The sequence below is a fragment of the Rhodanobacter sp. FW101-FHT13A11 genome (assembly GCF_058790335.1).
The window spans coordinates 34201-51704 of sequence record NZ_JBYTCN010000012.1 but is presented as its reverse complement, the minus strand read 5'-3'; the positions used below and the strand labels follow the sequence as shown (position 1 = coordinate 51704).

The window sequence follows — 17504 nt, the reverse complement described above, 5'->3', positions numbered from 1 at the left end:
CCCCATGTGAAGCATTCCGCACCGACCGCAGGCCAACGACGCCCCATGGATTCCCTGATCGCCCTCGCCGAAAGCAAGCTGCTGTCCCCCGGCGGCATCGCCACCGGCGACCTCGATCGCGTGTTCTCACAGTTGATGGGCCCCGCGATCGACGCCGCCGACCTGTACTTCCAGCATTCGCGCAGCGAGTCGTGGACGCTGGAGGAGGGCATCGTCAAGGACGGCAGCCACTCGATCGAGCAGGGCGTGGGCGTGCGCGCGATCTCGGGCGAGAAGACCGGTTTCGCCTATTCCGACGAGATCGTGCTGCCGCAGCTGCTGGAAGCATCGAAGGCCGCGCGTGCGATCGCGCACGACGGCCGCGGCGCCGGCAAGCCGCTGGCGCTGAACGGCGCGCGGGCGCTGTACCCGGCGATCGACCCGGTCGAAAGCCTGCCGAACCCCGACAAGATCGCGCTGCTGCGCGAGGTGGACGCCTATGCGCGCTCGCGCGACCCGCGCGTGAAGCAGGTCATAGTCAGCATGGCCGCCACCATCGATACCGTGCTGATCGCCGCCTCCGACGGCACCCTCGCCGCCGACGTGCGCCCGCTGGTGCGCATCAACGTGCAGGTGATCGCCGAGCAGAACGGCCGGCGCGAGCAGGGCTACGCCGGCGGCGGCGGCCGCTACGGCTACCGCGAGCTGATCGAGGACGGCCGCGCGCTGCGCTTCGCCGACGAGGCGGTGCGCCAGGCGCTGGTGAACCTGGATTCGGTCGACGCCCCCGCTGGCCAGATGACCGTGGTGCTCGGCCCCGGCTGGCCCGGCGTGCTGCTGCACGAGGCGATCGGCCACGGCCTGGAAGGCGACTTCAACCGCAAGGGCAGCTCCGCGTTCGCCGGCCGCATCGGCCAGCGCGTGGCCGCCAAGGGCGTCACCATCGTCGATGACGGTACCCTGGTCGGCCGCCGCGGCTCGCTCAGCATCGACGACGAAGGCACCCCGACCGAATGCACCACCCTGATCGAGGATGGCATCCTGAAAGGCTATATGCAGGACAAGCTCAACGCGCGCCTGATGGGCATGGCGCCCACCGGCAACGGCCGCCGCGAATCGTTCACCGCGCTGCCGATGCCGCGCATGACCAACACCTACATGCTGGCCGGCCAGCACGATCCGGCCGAGATCGTCCGCTCGGTGAAAAAAGGCCTGTACGCGCCGAATTTCGGCGGCGGCCAGGTCGACATCACCAACGGCAAGTTCACCTTCTCCGCGTCCGAGGCGTATCTGATCGAGGACGGTCGCATCACCCGCCCGGTGAAGGGCGCCACGCTGATCGGCTCCGGGCCGGAAGTGCTCAACCGCGTGTCGATGATCGGCAACGACCTGGCGCTGGACGAGGGCGTGGGCGTGTGCGGCAAGGACGGCCAGAGCGTGCCCGTCGGCGTGGGCCAGCCCACGTTGAAGATCGACTCGATGACGGTGGGCGGCACCGCGTCCTGAGCGTCGCCGGGAACGGAGGTACGCGTCCGGCGTAGCCAGCCTGCGACATTGCGCTCCAGTGTCGGAAGGCTGGCTTTTGACTGGAATCAATATCCGGGGCATCCGCCAGTCCAAGACTGCACTCGCATCCAGTCATCACACTGGAACCGTGGGGAGCATGCACATGAACACTCGCCGGAATAGCCTGGTTTCGAGCTGGTTCGCCGCCCTATGCCGACCACCGCGCTGGATCGCGCTGATCGCACTCGCGTGGCTGGGGGTGCCCACCCTGGCATCGGCGGTGCCTTCATACGCACGACAGACCCAGCAGGCCTGCGTCGCCTGCCATGTGGGCGGCTTCGGGCCGGAACTTACCCAGTTCGGGCGCCAGTTCAAGCTGATGGGCTACACCATGAAGGTTGGCGACCAGACGGACGTGCCGCTTTCGGCGATGCTGGTCGAGTCGTTCACGCACACGCAGAAAGCCCAGACGGAGGCCCCGGCCAAGGGCTTCGGCACCAACAACAACACCGAGTTGCAGCAGGTGTCGGCGTTCCTGGCCGGCCGATTGAGCGAGCACATCGGCGTCTTCGCGCAGGCGACCTACTCCGAGAATGGCGGCCTGCTCGGCTGGGACAATATGGACTGGCGCTATGCGCGCATGTTCAGCCATGGCAGCCATAGCGGCATCTGGGGTATCTCGCTCAACAACAACCCCACCGTCAGCGACGTGTTCAACACCGCACCGGCGTGGAAGTACCCCTACATGTCGGCCGATCTGGCCCCCGGGGCACCCGCCCAGCCGATGCTGCTCGGCGGCCTCGCCGCACAGGTGGTCGGTGTCAGCGCCTACATGCAGCTGGATGGCGCCTGGTACATGGAGTTGGGCGGCTATCGCTCCCTGTCGCCGGCGTTCCTGCGACACGTCAATGGCCATTTCAACGGCCGCCTGAGCGGGGTCACGCCCTATGCGCGCCTGGCCTACACGTGGAACCTGCCCACCGGCAGCCTCTCCCTCGGCGGCTTCATGCTGAACATGCGCCGCGGACAGGTCGGCAGCAATGCGGTCGGTGACGCGGTGGCGTTGCCCGGGCCGACGGACCGGTTCCGCGACTTCGGCATCGATTCCAGCTACATGTACATCAAGGGCGATCACGCGATCACCGTCGACGGACTGTACGTCCACGAGAGCCAACGCCTGGATGCCACCTACGGCGGCGGATCGGACCATCTGCACAACAGCCTGCACTCGCTCAATCTCAAGGGCAGCTACTGGTACCGCCATACCTACGGCGTGACCCTGGCAACCTTCGTCGACAATGGCAGCAAGGACGCCACGCTCTACGGCAACGACGGCTCACCGAACACCCAGGGCGGCAGCATCGAGCTTGGCTACAGCCCGTTCGGCCAGTCCAACTCGTGGCAGCAACCGTGGGCCAACGTGCGGCTGGGCCTGGAATACACGTACTTCACCCGTTTCAGCGGACGCGTGCACAACATCGACGGGGCGGGACGCAACGCCAGCGACAACAACACGCTTTACTTCTACGTGTGGCTGGCGATCTGAGCATGCGTCGATGAAAATGGGTGGCGCCGGTGCAAGCGGTCATGGACGCCCATTGAGATCAGATGGACGTCCATATGACAACAAAATTCGTTGGCCATGAGTCCTTCGACGAGCCCAGGGCAGGCGCAGTGAAGTCGAAGGGCGATTGCCACGAAGTTATGTCGATGCTTGACTGGTAGAGCAAAGCGAAGGGCTTTCGGCTGCCGCAAGTGGCCGAAAGCCCTTTGTTCTGAATGCCACGGAGAGCAAAGGCATCGCGCACGACCGAAGGAAGTCCCTTGTGGACAGGGGGCGCTCCTACGGGCTGATGCGTCAGCCCTCGGCCGAATCGCCCGCCTGCAGATCCTTCAGCAACTGGAATATCTCCCGATACGCCCGCGGCGGCTTGTTCGGCGTGTCCTTCTCGATGCGCGCCTGGCGCACCAGCGAGCGCAGGCGCTGGCGGTCGACCTGGGGGTACTCGACGATCAGTTCGGAGAGCGCGCTTTCGTCCTCGGCGACCAGCCGGTCGCGCATCGCCTCCAGGCGGTGCATCGCGGCGGTTTCCTGGCGCTGCTTCTCGCGGTTCTCGCCGAGTTCGGCGCGCACCGCGGCGAAGTCGTCGTCGCCGTAGCGGCGCATCACCTTGGCGAGGAAGGCGAGCTGGCGCTTCTTCGCGCCGTGCGAAGTGATGCGGCGGGTGACGTCGATTTCGCGGCGCACGTCTTCCGGCAGCGCGAGCTTGGCCAGCCGACTCGGCTGCAGCTCGATCAGCTGGCCGGCCAGGGTCAGGATGGCCAGCGCTTCGCGGCGTTGCTGGGTACGGCTGGGGCCGTAGTCCGCGTCGTCGAGTTCGGTCTGGTTGCGGCTGCGGCTCGGGCTCACGGGATCATTCCAGAAGAAAAGCGGGTGGATCAGGCGTGCGGGTCGTTGCTGGCCAGCCCGGTCGGGCCTTGTCCGGCCGGGTCCAGCTCAGCCTGTTCCAGCGCGAAGCGGGCGATCGGTTCGCCGTCCAGTTCGATGGTCTCGCTGAACATCGCGGCGGGACGTACCCACAGGCCATGATCGCCGTAGAGCGCCTGGTAGACCACTAGCGGCTCCATGGTTTCGCTGTGGTGCGCGGTGCCCAGCACGCGGTAGCGCTGGCCCTTGTAGTGGCGATAGATGCCGGCGGTAGGTTGCATGGGCGTTCTCCGCAGCTCTTTTCATTTCGCCGCCGTGGCCCCATGTCGGATGCCAGCGGCTGCGAACCGCCTATTCTACCCGTCTAATCCCCAGGAAAGCCCGACGTGAGCGAAGTTGCCATCAGCCCGGCCCCCAGCCTGCACGAACTCGACCGCCTGGCCGAGCTGGCCGAGGACGTGATCCGCCGTGCCCGCGCCGCCGGCGCCAGCCAGGCCGAGGTGGCCGCCAGCATCGACAGCGGGCTCAGCGTGAACGTGCGCCTGGGCGAGGTGGAGACGGTGGAGCACACCCGCGACCGCGGTTTCGGGCTTACCGTGTACTTCGGCCAGCGCAAGGGCTCGGCCAGCACTGCCGACCTCAACCCCGATTCGATCCAGGCCACGCTGGACCAGGCCTGCGCGATCGCCCGCTATACCGAGGCCGACCCGGCCGCGGGGCTGGCCGATGCGGCGCGCATGGCTACGGCGTTCCCCGACCTGGACCTGTGGCATCCGTGGGACATCGACACCGCGCAAGCGATCGAGCTGGGCATCCGGATCGAGGAGGCCGGCCGCGCCCACGCCGGCATCAGCAATTCCGACGGCGCCAGCGTGCAGGCCGGGCAGGGCCTGTCGGTGTACGCGAACTCGCACGGCTTCGTGGGGCGCGAGCGCGGCACCCGGCACTCGCTGTCGCTGTCGCTGATCGCCGGCGACGAGGACGGCATGCAGCGCGATTACTGGTACGACAGCGTGCGCGCGGCCGGCGATTTCATCAGCGCGCAGGCGCTGGGCGACAAGGCCGCCGCACGCACGCTGGCGCGACTGGGTGCGCGCAGCCTGTCGACGCGGCAGTGCCCGGTGCTGTTCGCGCCGGAGCTGGCGCGCGGGCTGATCGGCCACCTGCTTGGCGCGGTCAGCGGCGGCGCGTTGTATCGCCACGCCAGTTTTCTGCTCGACCATGTGGGCAAGCCGGTGATGCCGGCCTGGCTGAACATCGACGAGCGGCCGCACCTGCCGCGCGGCCAAGGCTCGGGCAACTTCGACGCCGAGGGCGTGGCCACCGTCGACAGTGCGCTGGTCGAAGGCGGCGTGCTGGCGCGCTACGTGCTGGGCAGCTACTCGGCGCGCAAGCTGGGCTTGCAGTCGACCGGCAACGCCGGCGGCATCCACAACCTGATCGTGGAGCCAGGCGCGGCCGACGGCGAGCACAGCGATTTCGACGGCATGCTGCGGCGCCTGGGCAACGGCCTGCTGGTGACCGAGGTGATGGGGCAGGGCGTGTCCACCGTCACCGGCGACTATTCGCGCGGCGCGGCCGGCTTCTGGGTCGAGAACGGCCGGATCGCCTACCCAGTAGAGGGGATCACCATTGCGGCGAACCTGCGCGAGATGTTCGCCGGCATCGTCGCGGTGGGCACGGACGTCGACCCGCGCTCGCACATCCTCACCGGCTCGATCCTGCTGGAGCGGATGACGGTGGCGGGCGAGTAGCCTGGTTGGCAGGGCGGGCACTGCCCGCCGCTGTTGGGCCGTGATGTATCGTCGAAGGGCCGACGGACAGTGTCCGCCCTACGAAGCAGGAGCGTCGTGCACGACCGGGCGCAGATTCATGCGGCAAAGCCGGGCGAGGCTTGCTAGCATCTTCCTGACCGGCAAGCGGCCGGCGAATTTTCGACGTTGAGGAGATGCGCATGAGCGTTCCACCCGAGTCCGTCATTCCGCCCCCGTCGAACGAACCGCCGATGGCCGGGGCACCTTCCGCCGAAGAGCGTCAGTGGGCGATGTTCGCGCATCTGTCCGCGCTGGCCGGTGTGATCATTCCGCTGGGAAGCATCATCGGTCCGCTGGTGATCTGGCTGATCAAGAAGGACACCATGCCGTTCGTCAACGACCAGGGCAAGGAAGCGCTGAACTTCAACATCACCGTGGCGATCGCCGCCATCGTGGGCTGGATCCTGTGCTTCATCCTGATCGGCTTCCTGGTGCTGGCGGTGCTGGCGATCGGCTGGCTGGTGTTCGTGATCATCGCCACGATCAAGGCGAACGAGGGCACTACTTACCGCTATCCGTTCACGCTGCGACTGGTCAGCTGAAGGCGTGCTTCGCGCGATGAAGCGGGGCGGCGCAAGCCGCCCTTTTCATGGATCGCGATTCGCTCAGTAATGGCGGTGGGCGGCGTACAGCGCCAGCTCTTCCAGTAGTTCGGCGCGCTTGCCCAGCGGCGCGATCGCGGCCAGCGCGGTGTCGGTCAGTTCGGCCAGCCGGGCGCGCGAGGCGTCGAGGCCGATGATCGAGGGGAAGGTGGGCTTGGCGGCGGCGGCGTCCTTGCCGGCGGTCTTGCCGATCACCGCCGATTCGCCTTCCACGTCGAGGATGTCGTCGCGCACCTGGAACGCCAGGCCGACCGCGTGGGCGTAGCGGTCCAGCGCCCGCAGCGTGCCGCCGCCTGCGCCGGCGGCGAGTGCGCCCAGCTGTACCGAGGCGCGGATCAGCGCGCCGGTCTTGCAGGCGTGCATGTGCTCCAGTTCGTCCAAGGTCAGCGGATGGCCGACCGCGGCGAGGTCCAGCGCCTGGCCGCCGGCCATGCCCTCGGCGCCGCAGGCGCGGCCCAGCGCGCGCAGCATGGCCATGCTGGTGGACGGGTCGGTGCGCTGCGAGCCGTCGTCGGCGAGGATCTCGAACGCCAGCGCCTGCAGCGCGTCGCCGGCGAGGATCGCCATCGCTTCGCCGAACACGATGTGGCAGGTCGGGCGGCCGCGGCGCAGCGCGTCGTCGTCCATCGCGGGCAGGTCGTCGTGTACCAACGAATAGGCGTGGATCAGCTCCACCGCGCAGGCGGCCGCATCCAGCGACAGACCGTCTTCGCCCAGTGCGTGCGCGGCGGCGTAGACCAGCAGCGGGCGCAGCCGCTTGCCGCCGCCGAGCACGGCGTAGCGCATCGCGCGATGCAGTTCGGCGGGGGATTGTTCGGCCGGGGGCAGGCTGCGGTCCAGCGCCTGTTCGGCACGGACGATCAATGCTTGCAGGGCGGGACCAAGCTCAGAGTTCGGGTTCAAACGGTTGGGCGCTGTCGGGGGCTTCGGGGTCGAGCAGCAGGCGCACGCGCAATTCGGCCTGCTCCAGCGACTGCTGGCAATGACGGAACAGCCCGATGCCGCGCTCGAACGAGGCCAGCGATTCGTCCAGGCTCATCTCGCCGCCTTCCATCTTCGCGACCAGTTGTTCCAGCTCGTCGAGGGAGTGTTCGAAGTCGGCGGCGGGCGGGGTCTTGCCGGGTGCGGGAGCGGTCTTGGCCATGGCCCGCAACGCTAGCGCAGCGGCCGTCCGGAATCAATCCGCGCGGGCCGCGGAACGCCGCCGGCGTGACCTGGGTCAGCGTCCCGCACGCCAGCGCGGCGGCGCGCCGGCTTGGCGGAAAATCGCCGAGCCGCGGGCGCTGGTCCAGCGGTCGGCCACCGCGACCAGTTCGTCGCCGGCATACAGCAGCGGGCAGGCGTTGCGCCGCCATGGCGGCAGCTGCGCCTGCTGGAACAGGTCGCGCAGCTCGCGCGTATGCGCGTCGCCGTCGGGCCGGATGCGCTCGCCGCCGCGGCGCAGGCGCACGAGCAGCGGCTCGGCAAGACGGATCCCTTCGACAGTCAGGGATAGTTCGCCGCCGTCGGGCAGCGCCAGCGGCTCGCCGCGCCAGGGCGCCTGCCAACCGGTGTCGATGGCATGCCCCGGCGGCAAAGCCCACAGGCGGCCTTTCCAGAGGTGCAGCTCGGCGCCGGCCCAGCGGATGCACGGCAACTGGCCAGGGCGCGCGCCGCATTGGCGCTCGATCTGCCGACGCTGGGCGGCGGTGGGTGCAGGCAGGCCACGCAGGTGCAGCCAGTGGTCGAGCAGCGGCTCGCGCAACGCCGGGGCCAGCGCCAGCCAGCCGTGGGCGTCCAGACTCCCGCTGGTGGGGTCGTGCAGCGCCGCGAACGCGGTCAGCCATTGCGTCTGCAGTGCATCGGCGGCGGCGCGGCTGAGCGCGGCGCTGTGCAGGATCGAATCCACCGCGTGCGGCCAGTGTTGCGCCAGTCGCGGCAGGATTTCGTGGCGCAGCCGGTTACGCGCCAGGCGCGTATCGCGATTGGACGGATCGTCGATGCAATCCAGCTGCCGCGCCGCGACGTAATCGTGCAGTTGCTGCCGCGACAGCGCCAGCAACGGCCGCCACAGCTGGCCGCGGCCGAACGGGCGCAGCGCGCGCATGCCGCCGAGCCCTTCCGGGCCGGCGCCGCGCAGCAGCTTCAGCAGCACGGTCTCGGCCTGGTCGTCGCGATGGTGACCGAGCAGCAGGCATTCGCCATCGTGCAACTGCGTGGACAGCGCGGCGTAGCGCGCGGCACGGGCGGCGGCTTCCACGCCCATGCCGCTGCCGCTGTCGACCTGCACGCGTAGCACCTTGCACGGCACGTCCAGTGCGGCGCAGTAGCGTTCGCAGTGTGCGGCCCAGGCCGCGCTGTCCGGGTGCAGGCCGTGATCGACATGCAGCGCGCGCAGTCCGCGCGCGCGGGCTTCGGGCAGTTGTGCCAGCGCGTGCAGCAGGGCAGTGGAATCCGGGCCGCCGCTGAAGGCGACGCACAGCGGGCCCGGCGGCAGCGCCGCCAGGGAGGCCAGCAGATGCGCTTGCAGCCGATTGCTCACTTCTTGCTGTCGCGTGGCCGGACGTAGAGATGCTTGCCGTTGCCGATCTGGCGTTCCTCGGTCTCGAACAGGCCGATGCCCTTGATCAGGCCGCTGAGCTTCGCGTAGCCATAGTTGCGCGAGTCGAAGTCGGGCGACTGCTTGCTGATGATGCTGCCGATGGTGCCGAGGCTGGCCCAGCCGGTGTCGTCCGAGGCCGCCTCCAGCGCGCCGCGCAGCAGGTTCATGAGGCGCGTGTCGCCGCGCAGTTCCTTCGCCGAGCGCGGTTTCGGCGCGGCCGCGGTCTCGGTCTCGGTCGTGCCGGCCAGCACCTCGGTGTAGATGAACTTGTCGCAGGCGGTGCGGAACGGCTCGGGTGTCTTCTTCTCGCCGAAGCCGTACACGGTCTGGCCGGATTCGCGGATGCGCGAGGCGAGCCGGGTGAAGTCGCTGTCGCTGGAGACGATGCAGAAGCCGTCGAAGCGCTCGGCGTAGAGCAGGTCCATCGCGTCGATGATCATCGCCGAGTCGGTGGCGTTCTTGCCGACGGTGTAGCGGAACTGCTGGATCGGCTGGATCGAGTGGCGCAGCAGCACTTCCTTCCAGCCGTTGAGGTCGGGCTTGGTCCAGTCGCCGTAGATGCGCTTGACGTGTGCGGTGCCGTACTTCGCCACTTCGGCGAGCAGGCCTTCGACGATCGCCGGGCGGGCGTTGTCGGCGTCGATCAGTACGGCGAGCTTGTCGTGGGCCATGACGGGCTCCTGGGCGGCCAAGGAATGACAGGGATGGTAGCGCCTTGGCGGAATGCCACAACGCTGTTCATGCGTTTGAGGACCGCTTCACGGACCAGTCACGGGGCGGGCCGATCAAAGCGAAGCCCCGGCCAGTGGCCGGGGCTCGACGCTCGTTCGACGGCAACGCGCCGGGTTTCAATGGATGTCGCGGTCAAAGCCATGCGGTGGCGTGATGCCGGTAAAGTCGCCGACCGCCTTGGCGTCGTAGGGGCCGTTGAGCTGGTTGAAACCGTCGCCGGGCGCATTGAGCGCACCCTGCTGGAACACGATCTTTCCTTCGGGCGTGACCTCGATGACGCGCTGGTTGAATTGATCGCTGATCAGCGTATCGCCATTGCGCAAACGCAGCGCGCGCGTCGGCAAGGGCGCTGGGTTGCTGCCCGGGTCGGTGCTGGTGAGGTACTGCCAGACGGCGTGGTCGTTGCCGTCGACTTCGACGGTGCGGTTGTTGTTGGAGTCGCTGATCAGCGTGTCGCCGTTGTCCAGCCGGCTGGCGAAGGCGGCGCCGTTCACCGTGCCCATGGCGGTGAACTGCTTCACGATCTGCAGGTCGGGAGTGACCTCGATGACCCGGTTGTTGTTCTCGTCGGCAATCAGGATGTGGCCGTTTTCCAGCACTTCCGCGCTGTTCGGATTGCTGAGCTGGTTGGGGCCGTTGCCGGCCACGCCCGTGGTGCCGTATTGCCAGACGATCTTGTGCCCCAGGTTGACCAGGATGACGCGCTGGTTGCCCTGGTCGGTGATCAGCACGTGCGCACCCGGATGATGCGGAAAGCCGGTCAGGAAGAGGGAGTGCACCGGGGTATTCAGTTCGTTCGGACCCGAACCGGTGATGCCTGCCTTGCCGTACTGCCAGAGAATGTCGCCGCCGCGATCGACAATCAGCACGCGATTGTCGGGACAGCCGCTGACCGGGTCGGCACAGCCGGGGAGCGCCGGGTTGCTGGGCGGGATGCCGGTGCCCGAGATCAACGTGAAGCCGTTGAAGCGCTCGGCATCGTTCACGCCCACGATGCTCCTGGGGCCCGGCAAGTCCGAGCCGTTGCCGAAACGCCACAGCACACGGTGGGTGTCGCGGTCGATTTCGATGACGCGATTGTTGAACTGATCCGCAATGAGAATGGTGCCGTGCGCCTCTTCGCGGGCCGGTGCAGCGGGGGAGAAGAAAATGCCGCCGATTGCCGTGGCAATGGCAAGCGCGGCCAGTACGCGCCGTGGCGTCGTCGTTGGTGCCGAAACGTGTGTCATGGAAAGCCCTCCACTCGGGTCAAACCGCGACAAGCAGACCCAAAGGCTCCCCCCGGCGGTGGTGCGATGGCCTGCTGGGCAGGACATCCCTGACTGGAATCTTTCGCGCGTTCGCTTATGGCCCTTGGGGACCACCGTTGCTGCGCAACGGATGGGCGGACGTCTAGTCCCGACGCTGTAAGTGGCGGTGTGTTTCGCGTTAAAACCGTGCTACTCAAGGGCGTCGATGACCAAGGGTTCACCCCGAAAGCGCCGCCCCGAAACTCCTGGCCGGCAGCACATGCGACCGGAACCGCGCGTAACGGAGGTTTTGCCCCGTTTTATTCCTGATACGCGCCGTAGCTGCGCAGGCGCTTGTAGCGTTGCTGCAGCAGGTCGGTGACCGGCATCGCCTCGAGTTCGTCGAGCTGGTTCAGCAGCACCGCCTTCAGGCGGATCGCCATCGAGCGCGGATTGCGGTGGGCGCCGCCCAGCGGTTCGCGCACCAGCTTGTCGATCAGGCCCAGCTCCAGCAGGCGTGGCGCGGTCATGCCCAGTGCCTCGGCGGCATCCCTCACCTTGTCCGGGCTCTTCCACAGGATCGAGGCGCAGCCTTCCGGCGAGATCACCGAATAGGTGGCGTACTGCAGCATGTTGGTGCGGTCGCCCACGCCGATCGCCAGCGCGCCGCCGGAGCCGCCCTCGCCGATCACGGTGCAGACGATCGGCACCTTCAGCTCGGCCATTTCCAGCAGGTTGCGCGCGATCGCCTCGCTCTGGCCGCGCTCCTCGGCGCCCACGCCGGGGTAGGCGCCGGGGGTGTCGATCAGGGTCAGCAGCGGCAGGCCGAAGCGCTCGGCCATCTTCATCAGGCGCAGCGCCTTGCGGTAGCCCTCGGGACGCGGCATGCCGAAGTTGCGGCGTACCTTGTCCTTGGTATTGCGGCCTTTCTGGTGGCCGATGATCATTACCTGGCGGCCGTTGATGCGGCCGAGGCCGCCGACGATGGCGGCGTCTTCGGCATACATGCGGTCGCCGGCCAGCTCGTGGAACTCCTCGCAGATCACGCCGATGTAGTCGAGCGTGTACGGCCGCGCCGGGTGGCGCGAGAGCTGGGTGGTCTGCCACGAGTTGAGGTTGCGGAAGATCTCCGCGGTCTTGACCTTGAGCTTCTCGCGCAGGCGGCCGACTTCCTCGTCGATGTTGAACGCCTGGCCATGGCTGGCGTGGCGAAGCTCTTCGATCTTCGCGTCCAGCTCGGCAATCGGTTGTTCGAAATCGAGGAAGTTGGGGTTCATTCGTTGCAATTCATGGCACAGAAGCGGCTCAGTATACCGTCCTGCGGGAAAACGCGAGAACGCCGCCGTATGGCTGTGACGGGGTGGACAAAAGCCCGTCGCCGAGCCGCCATTGCGCTATCGTCCGCCTCACCGCAAGCCGTCAGCCGGAGCCATGCCATGCCCAGCAAACCCATCGACGAGGCCAGGCTCGACCGCATCGTGGCCGAGGCGCGGCGCAACGCGGAGCAGCGCGAGCTGGGTTATCGCGAGCGTGCGCTGAAGATGTACCCGTGGGTGTGCGGCCGCTGTGCGCGCGAGTTCACCCGCGCGAACCTGCAGGAACTGACCGTGCACCACCGCAACCACAACCACGACGACAACCCGCCTGACGGCAGCAACTGGGAACTGCTGTGCGTGTACTGCCACGACAACGAACACGCGCGTCACATCGACCACGTGCGCGGCGGCGTGCTGGCGGTGGAGGACGCCCCGCCGGCCACCGGCAACCCGTTCGCCGACCTGAAGGCAATGCTGGAGCGGGGCAGCAAATGATTTTCTCCTCCCCCTGCTTTGCAGGGGGAGGTTGGGTGGGGGTTGTCGGGACTGGCAAGGAAGATCAAGAGCGACCCCACCCCAGCCCTCCCCTGCGAAGCAGGGGAGGGCGCAAGGCGGGTCAATCCTGCTGCTTGACGATGCGCAGTCGCGCCGCTTTCACGCCGGGCAGGGCGCGCACCGCGCGCAGCAGGTCGGGGATGGCTTCCACGCGCCAGGCTTCGCCGAGTTCGAGGTCGGCCTGGGCGCCCTGGTTGCGGTAGCCGTGCAGGGTCACGCTGGTGCGGCCGCCGCGGTAGCCGGCCAGGGCGTGCTGCAGCTGGCCGACGAAGTCCGGGCCGATGCCATTCAACTTCAGCTGCAACAGGCGCGCGTGGCGGCGGCAGGCGTCCGCCAGCGAACAGGCGCTGCGCGCGCGCAGCTGGAAGCCGCCGCCGGAGAAATCGTCGATGCGCAGCCCGCCGTCGACCACCAGCATCTCGTCGCGTGTCAGCAGCGGCGCAATCTGCTGGTACAGCTCGCCGAAGAAGCTCACCTCGATGACGCCGGTGCCGTCCTCCAGCCGCACGAAGGCGTCGCTGTCGCCGCGCTTGCGCACGGCGGTGACCATGCCGGCGACGGTCCATGGCGTGTCGGGACCACGACGGAAGCGGTTATTGTCGCCTTCGTCGTTCTTGCGCGGCTTCGGCGGCTGGTAGCGGTCGGCGATCTCGCCGAGCGGACAGGTCGACAGCTGCGCCAGTTCGTCCATCCACGGGTCGGTGGGGTGGCCGGACAGGTAATGCCCGAGCGTGTCGCGCTCGCCCTGCAGCTTCTGTTCCAGCGGCCATTCCGGCACGGTGGGCAGGTCGATGCGCAGCACGGGTGTCATCGCGCCCATGGCGGTGCCGAACATGTCGTTCTGGCCGGACTGCCGGTCGCGCAGGTGCTGCTCGGCGGCCTTGATCGCGTCGGGCAGCTGCAGCATCAGGCTGGCGCGGTTGGCGGCGAGCGTGTCCAGTGCGCCGGACAGGATCAGCGCTTCCAGCACGCGGCGGTTGAGCCGGGTCGGGTCCACGCGGCGGCAGAAATCGGCCAGGTCGGTGTACTTGCCGTTGGCGCGTTCGGCGACGATGGATTCGCACGCCCCCTGGCCGACGCCCTTGATCGCGCCGAGGCCGTACTGGATCGTCCTGGGCTCGATCGCCACGAACATGTATTCGGACGCATTGACGTCCGGCGGCTGCACGGCGATGCCGATGGCCCGCGATTCGTCGAGGAAGGTCACCACCTTGTCGGTGTTGTCCATGTCCGAGGAGATCGTGGCGGCCATGAACTCGGCCGGGTAGTGCGTCTTCAGCCAGGCGGTCTGGTAGGAGACCAGCGCATAGGCGGCCGCGTGCGACTTGTTGAAGCCGTAGCCGGCGAACTTCTCCATCAGGTCGAAGATCGCATCAGCCTTCTCGCCGGTCAGGCCGTCCTTCGCCGCGCCCTCGCGGAACTTGGCGCGCTCCTTCGCCATCTCCTCGAGCTTCTTCTTGCCCATCGCGCGGCGCAGCAGGTCGGCGCCGCCGAGCGAGTAGCCGCCGACGATCTGCGCCATCTGCATCACCTGCTCCTGGTAGACCATGATGCCGTAGGTCTCTTGCAGGATCGGTTCGACGCGCGGGTCGGGGTACTCCACTTCCTCGCGGCCGTGCTTGCGCGCCACGAAGCTGGGGATCAGGTCCATCGGGCCGGGGCGGTACAGCGCCACCAGCGCGATGATGTCCTCGAAGCGGTCGGGCTTGGCGTCCTTCAGCATGCGCTGCATGCCGGAGGATTCGAGCTGGAATACCGCGACGGTCTGCGCCTTCTTCAGCAGCTCGTAGGTGGGCGCGTCGTCCAGCGGCAGCGCGGCGATGTCCAGCGGTGTCTCGCCGGCTTTCGCGCGGCGCGCGTTGATCGCCTTCACCGCCCAGTCGATGATGGTCAGCGTGCGCAGGCCGAGGAAGTCGAACTTGACCAGGCCGACCGCTTCCACGTCGTCCTTGTCGTACTGGGTCACCACGCCGCCGCCGCCGGCTTCGCAGTACAGCGGCGCGAAGTCGGTCAGCGGGCTCGGCGCGATCACCACGCCGCCGGCGTGCTTGCCGGCGTTGCGGGTGAGGTTTTCAAGCTTCAGCGCCAGGTCGATCAGCGCGTGGGCGTCCTCGTCCTGCTCGTAGGCTTCGCAGAACTCCTTGACGACGCGATCGGGTTCCTTCTTCGACTTCTCCGAGCGGCCCAGCGCATCGGACAGGGTGAGGTCGAGCGGCCGCGGCGGCACCATCTTGGCCAGCTTGTCGACCTGGCCGTAACCCATGCTGAGCACGCGGCCGGAATCGCGCAGCACGGCCTTGGCCGCCATCGAGCCGTAGGTGATGATCTGGCTGACCCGGTCGCGGCCGTATTTGCGCGACACGTAGTCGATCACCTCGTCGCGGCGGTCCATGCAGAAGTCGATGTCGAAGTCGGGCATCGACACGCGTTCGGGGTTGAGGAAGCGCTCGAACAGCAGGTTGAACTGCAGCGGGTCCAGGTCGGTGATCTTCAGCGCCCAGGCCACCAGCGAGCCGGCGCCGGAACCGCGGCCGGGACCGACCGGAATGCCGTTCTGTTTGCCCCAGTTGATGAAGTCCGCCACGATCAGGAAGTAGCCGGGGAATCCCATCTTGACGATGACATCGAGCTCGCGTTCCAGCCGCGCCTCGTAGTCGGCCAGCGTGTGGCCGGCCGCCGGCGGCGCGCCGGCCAGCCGTTCGCGCAGGCCTTGCCGCGACAGCTCGCGGATATGGCTGTCGAGGTCGTGGCCCTCGGGCACCGGGAAGTCGGGCAGGTAGTAGGTGCCGAACTTGAGTTCCAGGCTGCAGCGTTTCGCCAGTTCAACGGTGTTTTCCAGCGCCTCGGGCAGGTCGGCAAACAGCGCGGCCATCTCCTCCGGCGTTTTCAGGTATTGCTGGTCGCTGTACTCGCGCGGGCGTTTCGGATCGGCCAGCACGCGGCCCTGGTTGATGCACACGCGCGCCTCGTGCGCGCCGAAGTCGTCCTGGGTGAGGAAGCGCACGTCGTTGCTGGCTACCACCGGCAGGCCGAGTTCGGTGGCCAGCGCCAGCGCGGCGGTGTTCCAGTTTTCCTCGCCGTCGCGGCCGCAGCGGGTCAGCTCCAGATACAGCCGCTCGGGAAACAGTCGCGCCAGCGGGCGCAGTTTTGCCAGCGCAGCCTCGATGCCCTGGTTCAGCGCGATGCGGCCGACCTCGCTCTCGCGGCCGAGCAGGGCGATCAGCCCGTCGCTGGCGCCGGCGGTGAGCCAGCCAGCCTCGACCAGTGCGCGGCCGCCGTGCTGGCCTTCCTGCCAGGCGCGCGAGACCAGCCGCGACAGGTTGAGATAGCCGCCGCGGTCCTGGCACAGCAGGGTGAGCCGCCACGGGCGCGGGTCGTCCGGCGCCGAGATCCACAGGTCGCAGCCGCCGATCGGCTTGATGCCGGCGGCGCTGCATGCCTTGTAGAACTTCACCAGCGCGAACATGTTGCTGTCGTCGGTCAGCGCCACCGCCGGGATGCCGTCGCGCACACAGGCGGCGACCAGCGCCTTGATGCGGATGGTCGAATCGACCAGCGAGTATTCGCTGTGCAGGTGCAGGTGGGTATAGCGGACGGTCATGCCGGTTTACGCGGTGAGTCCAGTCAGGCTACCCGGCGCTGTGCCCAGCGGCAAGATTGACTTCCACGCGGTTTGCGCGAAGCGGGGCGGCGCCTCGCATGCCTTCCGAAATCAGTTGGCTGCGGCCGCTACGGAAGCGGGCGGCGGCTCGACGAGCAGGGCGTTGATCTCGGCCACCAGGCTGTCCAGCATGTCCTCGCCGTAACCGACGTGGACGTGCGCCACGGTGCCGTCCCGGTGCAGCATCACCATCACCGGGATGCCCGTGACGCCGTAAGGCTTGCCGATGGCGCCGTCGCGATCCCAGGTGAGCAACAACTCCGGGAGGCTTCTTCTCAGCGTGCGCGAGGTGCGCACGAAAGTCTCGCGGTCCTCGCGGTGGTTGACGGCGACGACCTGCAGCGGCAATCCGCGCTCGGTGGCCAACGCCTGCAGGCTCGCCAGTACCGGCATCTCCTTCATGCAGTACCCGCACCAGGTGGCCCAGAAGCTGATCACCACGACCTTGCCGTGGAGGGACGAGACGGTCACCGCCTGCCCTCGCTGGGTCGTACCCAGGGTCTCAGGAGGCATGTCGCCGGGATTTACTTCGGCCGTGGCGGCGAAGCAGAGCACGAGGCCCAGCAATGCGACACCGATCCTGCGCATGTCATCCATCCCCCGATTGATGGTGCCAGCGTAGCAACATGGTCGGAGCGGAGAACGGGACGGCGGTCAGCGCATGTCGCGGGACGGCCGGTGGCCATCAGACCACGTGAAACCGTTCGTCTTCGTCGAGGCGGATGACGTAGTGGTCGAGGCTGTCCACCGCCAGCGGGCGGAGGTTGTAGTCGGCGTGTGGCGTCACGGGGTCATGGATGGCGTCGCACGTGTCGTCCGCCGGTTGCGTGAGGGCGGGGGGCGGCATCGGTGGCGCGATGGGGCGGTTGGTGGGAAGCATCATGGCACGACTCCTGCTGCTGGGTGCGCTTGTGACTGTGCCCGGCGAGCCTCGTCTGGACGACAGGCCGGTGTTGCCGGCGCGTCCCTGCTGATCGCGGTTCCTGTTGTGAATGATGCGCCCGCGCGGAGAAAAGTTGCATAGACGAATGGGCTATACGGATCAATCTCACCAGACTCGCGACCAGGCCGTTTGCGCGTGCGGAAACTCCCGCGCTGATG

The 17504-nt window shown here is 67.8% G+C and carries 16 protein-coding genes; 5 read left to right on the top strand and 11 right to left on the bottom strand.

Annotated elements, in window-relative coordinates; genetic code table 11:
• The first annotated feature begins 45 nt into the window (after positions 1-45).
• Both tldD and AC3WRN_RS13585 read left to right on the top strand, forming a co-directional pair.
• Positions 46-1485 carry a metalloprotease TldD gene (gene tldD / locus AC3WRN_RS13590; protein WP_492623375.1) on the top strand — a complete coding sequence of 480 codons (1440 nt, stop codon included), beginning with the start codon at positions 46-48 and terminating at the stop codon, positions 1483-1485.
• A 163-nt stretch (positions 1486-1648) separates the two neighbouring features.
• A complete protein-coding gene (locus AC3WRN_RS13585) occupies positions 1649-3031 on the top strand; it encodes a cytochrome C (protein ID WP_492623374.1) in 1383 nt (460 codons plus the stop codon).
• Positions 3032-3343: 312 nt separating this feature from the next.
• Here the strand turns inward: AC3WRN_RS13585 and yjgA are convergent, their stop codons facing one another.
• Both yjgA and AC3WRN_RS13575 read right to left on the bottom strand, forming a co-directional pair.
• The gene (yjgA, locus tag AC3WRN_RS13580) at positions 3344-3895 is read right to left on the bottom strand and encodes a ribosome biogenesis factor YjgA (protein ID WP_492623373.1); all 552 of its coding nucleotides are present in this window, start codon (positions 3893-3895) and stop codon (positions 3344-3346) included.
• A 29-nt stretch (positions 3896-3924) separates the two neighbouring features.
• Positions 3925-4194: a DUF1653 domain-containing protein gene (locus AC3WRN_RS13575; protein WP_068094935.1), complete on the bottom strand. Its 270-nt coding sequence runs from the start codon at positions 4192-4194 to the stop codon at positions 3925-3927.
• A gap of 105 nt (positions 4195-4299) precedes the next feature.
• Between AC3WRN_RS13575 and pmbA the strand changes: the two genes are divergently transcribed.
• Positions 4300-5667 carry a metalloprotease PmbA gene (pmbA, locus tag AC3WRN_RS13570; RefSeq protein WP_492623372.1) on the top strand — a complete coding sequence of 456 codons (1368 nt, stop codon included), beginning with the start codon at positions 4300-4302 and terminating at the stop codon, positions 5665-5667.
• Positions 5668-5867: 200 nt separating this feature from the next.
• Positions 5868-6269: a DUF4870 domain-containing protein gene (locus AC3WRN_RS13565; protein ID WP_068096409.1), complete on the top strand. Its 402-nt coding sequence runs from the start codon at positions 5868-5870 to the stop codon at positions 6267-6269.
• Positions 6270-6332: 63 nt separating this feature from the next.
• Here AC3WRN_RS13565 and AC3WRN_RS13560 read toward each other — a convergent pair whose 3' ends face one another.
• From AC3WRN_RS13560 to AC3WRN_RS13535, 6 genes are all read right to left on the bottom strand, one after another.
• Complete coding sequence (locus AC3WRN_RS13560; RefSeq protein ID WP_492623371.1) at positions 6333-7232, bottom strand: polyprenyl synthetase family protein; 900 nt, start codon at positions 7230-7232, stop codon at positions 6333-6335.
• A complete protein-coding gene (locus AC3WRN_RS13555; RefSeq protein ID WP_068096351.1) occupies positions 7216-7473 on the bottom strand; it encodes an exodeoxyribonuclease VII small subunit in 258 nt (85 codons plus the stop codon). Before AC3WRN_RS13555 ends, AC3WRN_RS13560 begins: the two co-directional genes overlap by 17 nt.
• A gap of 75 nt (positions 7474-7548) precedes the next feature.
• Complete coding sequence (gene tilS, locus AC3WRN_RS13550) at positions 7549-8850, bottom strand: tRNA lysidine(34) synthetase TilS (RefSeq protein WP_492623370.1); 1302 nt, start codon at positions 8848-8850, stop codon at positions 7549-7551.
• The gene (locus AC3WRN_RS13545; protein WP_068096354.1) at positions 8847-9581 is read right to left on the bottom strand and encodes an NYN domain-containing protein; all 735 of its coding nucleotides are present in this window, start codon (positions 9579-9581) and stop codon (positions 8847-8849) included. The genes tilS and AC3WRN_RS13545 overlap by 4 nt, the downstream gene beginning before the upstream one ends.
• Before the next feature lie 177 nt (positions 9582-9758).
• Entirely contained in the window at positions 9759-10871 is a 1113-nt protein-coding gene (locus AC3WRN_RS13540) for an NHL repeat-containing protein (RefSeq protein WP_492623369.1), read from the bottom strand.
• A 320-nt stretch (positions 10872-11191) separates the two neighbouring features.
• Positions 11192-12148, bottom strand: a complete 957-nt coding sequence (locus AC3WRN_RS13535) for an acetyl-CoA carboxylase carboxyltransferase subunit alpha (protein WP_068096357.1) — start codon at positions 12146-12148, stop codon at positions 11192-11194.
• A gap of 159 nt (positions 12149-12307) precedes the next feature.
• Here AC3WRN_RS13535 and AC3WRN_RS13530 point away from each other — a divergent pair, with 159 nt between their 5' ends.
• Entirely contained in the window at positions 12308-12682 is a 375-nt protein-coding gene (locus tag AC3WRN_RS13530; RefSeq protein ID WP_068096359.1) for a YajD family HNH nuclease, read from the top strand.
• Positions 12683-12803: 121 nt separating this feature from the next.
• Here AC3WRN_RS13530 and dnaE read toward each other — a convergent pair whose 3' ends face one another.
• The 3 genes from dnaE to AC3WRN_RS13515 form a co-directional block, all read right to left on the bottom strand.
• Positions 12804-16343 (bottom strand): DNA polymerase III subunit alpha, encoded by a 3540-nt coding sequence (gene dnaE / locus AC3WRN_RS13525; RefSeq protein ID WP_492623368.1) that lies wholly within the window; start codon positions 16341-16343, stop codon positions 12804-12806.
• Between the two features lie 111 nt (positions 16344-16454).
• A complete protein-coding gene (locus AC3WRN_RS13520; RefSeq protein ID WP_492623367.1) occupies positions 16455-16991 on the bottom strand; it encodes a TlpA family protein disulfide reductase in 537 nt (178 codons plus the stop codon).
• Between the two features lie 97 nt (positions 16992-17088).
• Positions 17089-17286 (bottom strand): hypothetical protein, encoded by a 198-nt coding sequence (locus tag AC3WRN_RS13515; RefSeq protein ID WP_492623366.1) that lies wholly within the window; start codon positions 17284-17286, stop codon positions 17089-17091.
• Positions 17287-17504: the final 218 nt, after the last annotated feature.

Coding starts and splice junctions, on each gene's coding strand:
- AC3WRN_RS13565 (WP_068096409.1), top strand. CDS start 5,868: ATGAGCGTTCCACCCGAGTCCGTCATTCCGCCCCCGTCGAACGAACCG.
- AC3WRN_RS13555 (WP_068096351.1), bottom strand. CDS start 7,473: ATGGCCAAGACCGCTCCCGCACCCGGCAAGACCCCGCCCGCCGCCGAC.
- AC3WRN_RS13515 (WP_492623366.1), bottom strand. CDS start 17,286: ATGATGCTTCCCACCAACCGCCCCATCGCGCCACCGATGCCGCCCCCC.
- AC3WRN_RS13545 (WP_068096354.1), bottom strand. CDS start 9,581: ATGGCCCACGACAAGCTCGCCGTACTGATCGACGCCGACAACGCCCGC.
- AC3WRN_RS13575 (WP_068094935.1), bottom strand. CDS start 4,194: ATGCAACCTACCGCCGGCATCTATCGCCACTACAAGGGCCAGCGCTAC.
- AC3WRN_RS13540 (WP_492623369.1), bottom strand. CDS start 10,871: ATGACACACGTTTCGGCACCAACGACGACGCCACGGCGCGTACTGGCC.
- AC3WRN_RS13530 (WP_068096359.1), top strand. CDS start 12,308: ATGCCCAGCAAACCCATCGACGAGGCCAGGCTCGACCGCATCGTGGCC.
- AC3WRN_RS13585 (WP_492623374.1), top strand. CDS start 1,649: ATGAACACTCGCCGGAATAGCCTGGTTTCGAGCTGGTTCGCCGCCCTA.
- AC3WRN_RS13520 (WP_492623367.1), bottom strand. CDS start 16,991: ATGCGCAGGATCGGTGTCGCATTGCTGGGCCTCGTGCTCTGCTTCGCC.
- dnaE (WP_492623368.1), bottom strand. CDS start 16,343: ATGACCGTCCGCTATACCCACCTGCACCTGCACAGCGAATACTCGCTG.
- tldD (WP_492623375.1), top strand. CDS start 46: ATGGATTCCCTGATCGCCCTCGCCGAAAGCAAGCTGCTGTCCCCCGGC.
- AC3WRN_RS13535 (WP_068096357.1), bottom strand. CDS start 12,148: ATGAACCCCAACTTCCTCGATTTCGAACAACCGATTGCCGAGCTGGAC.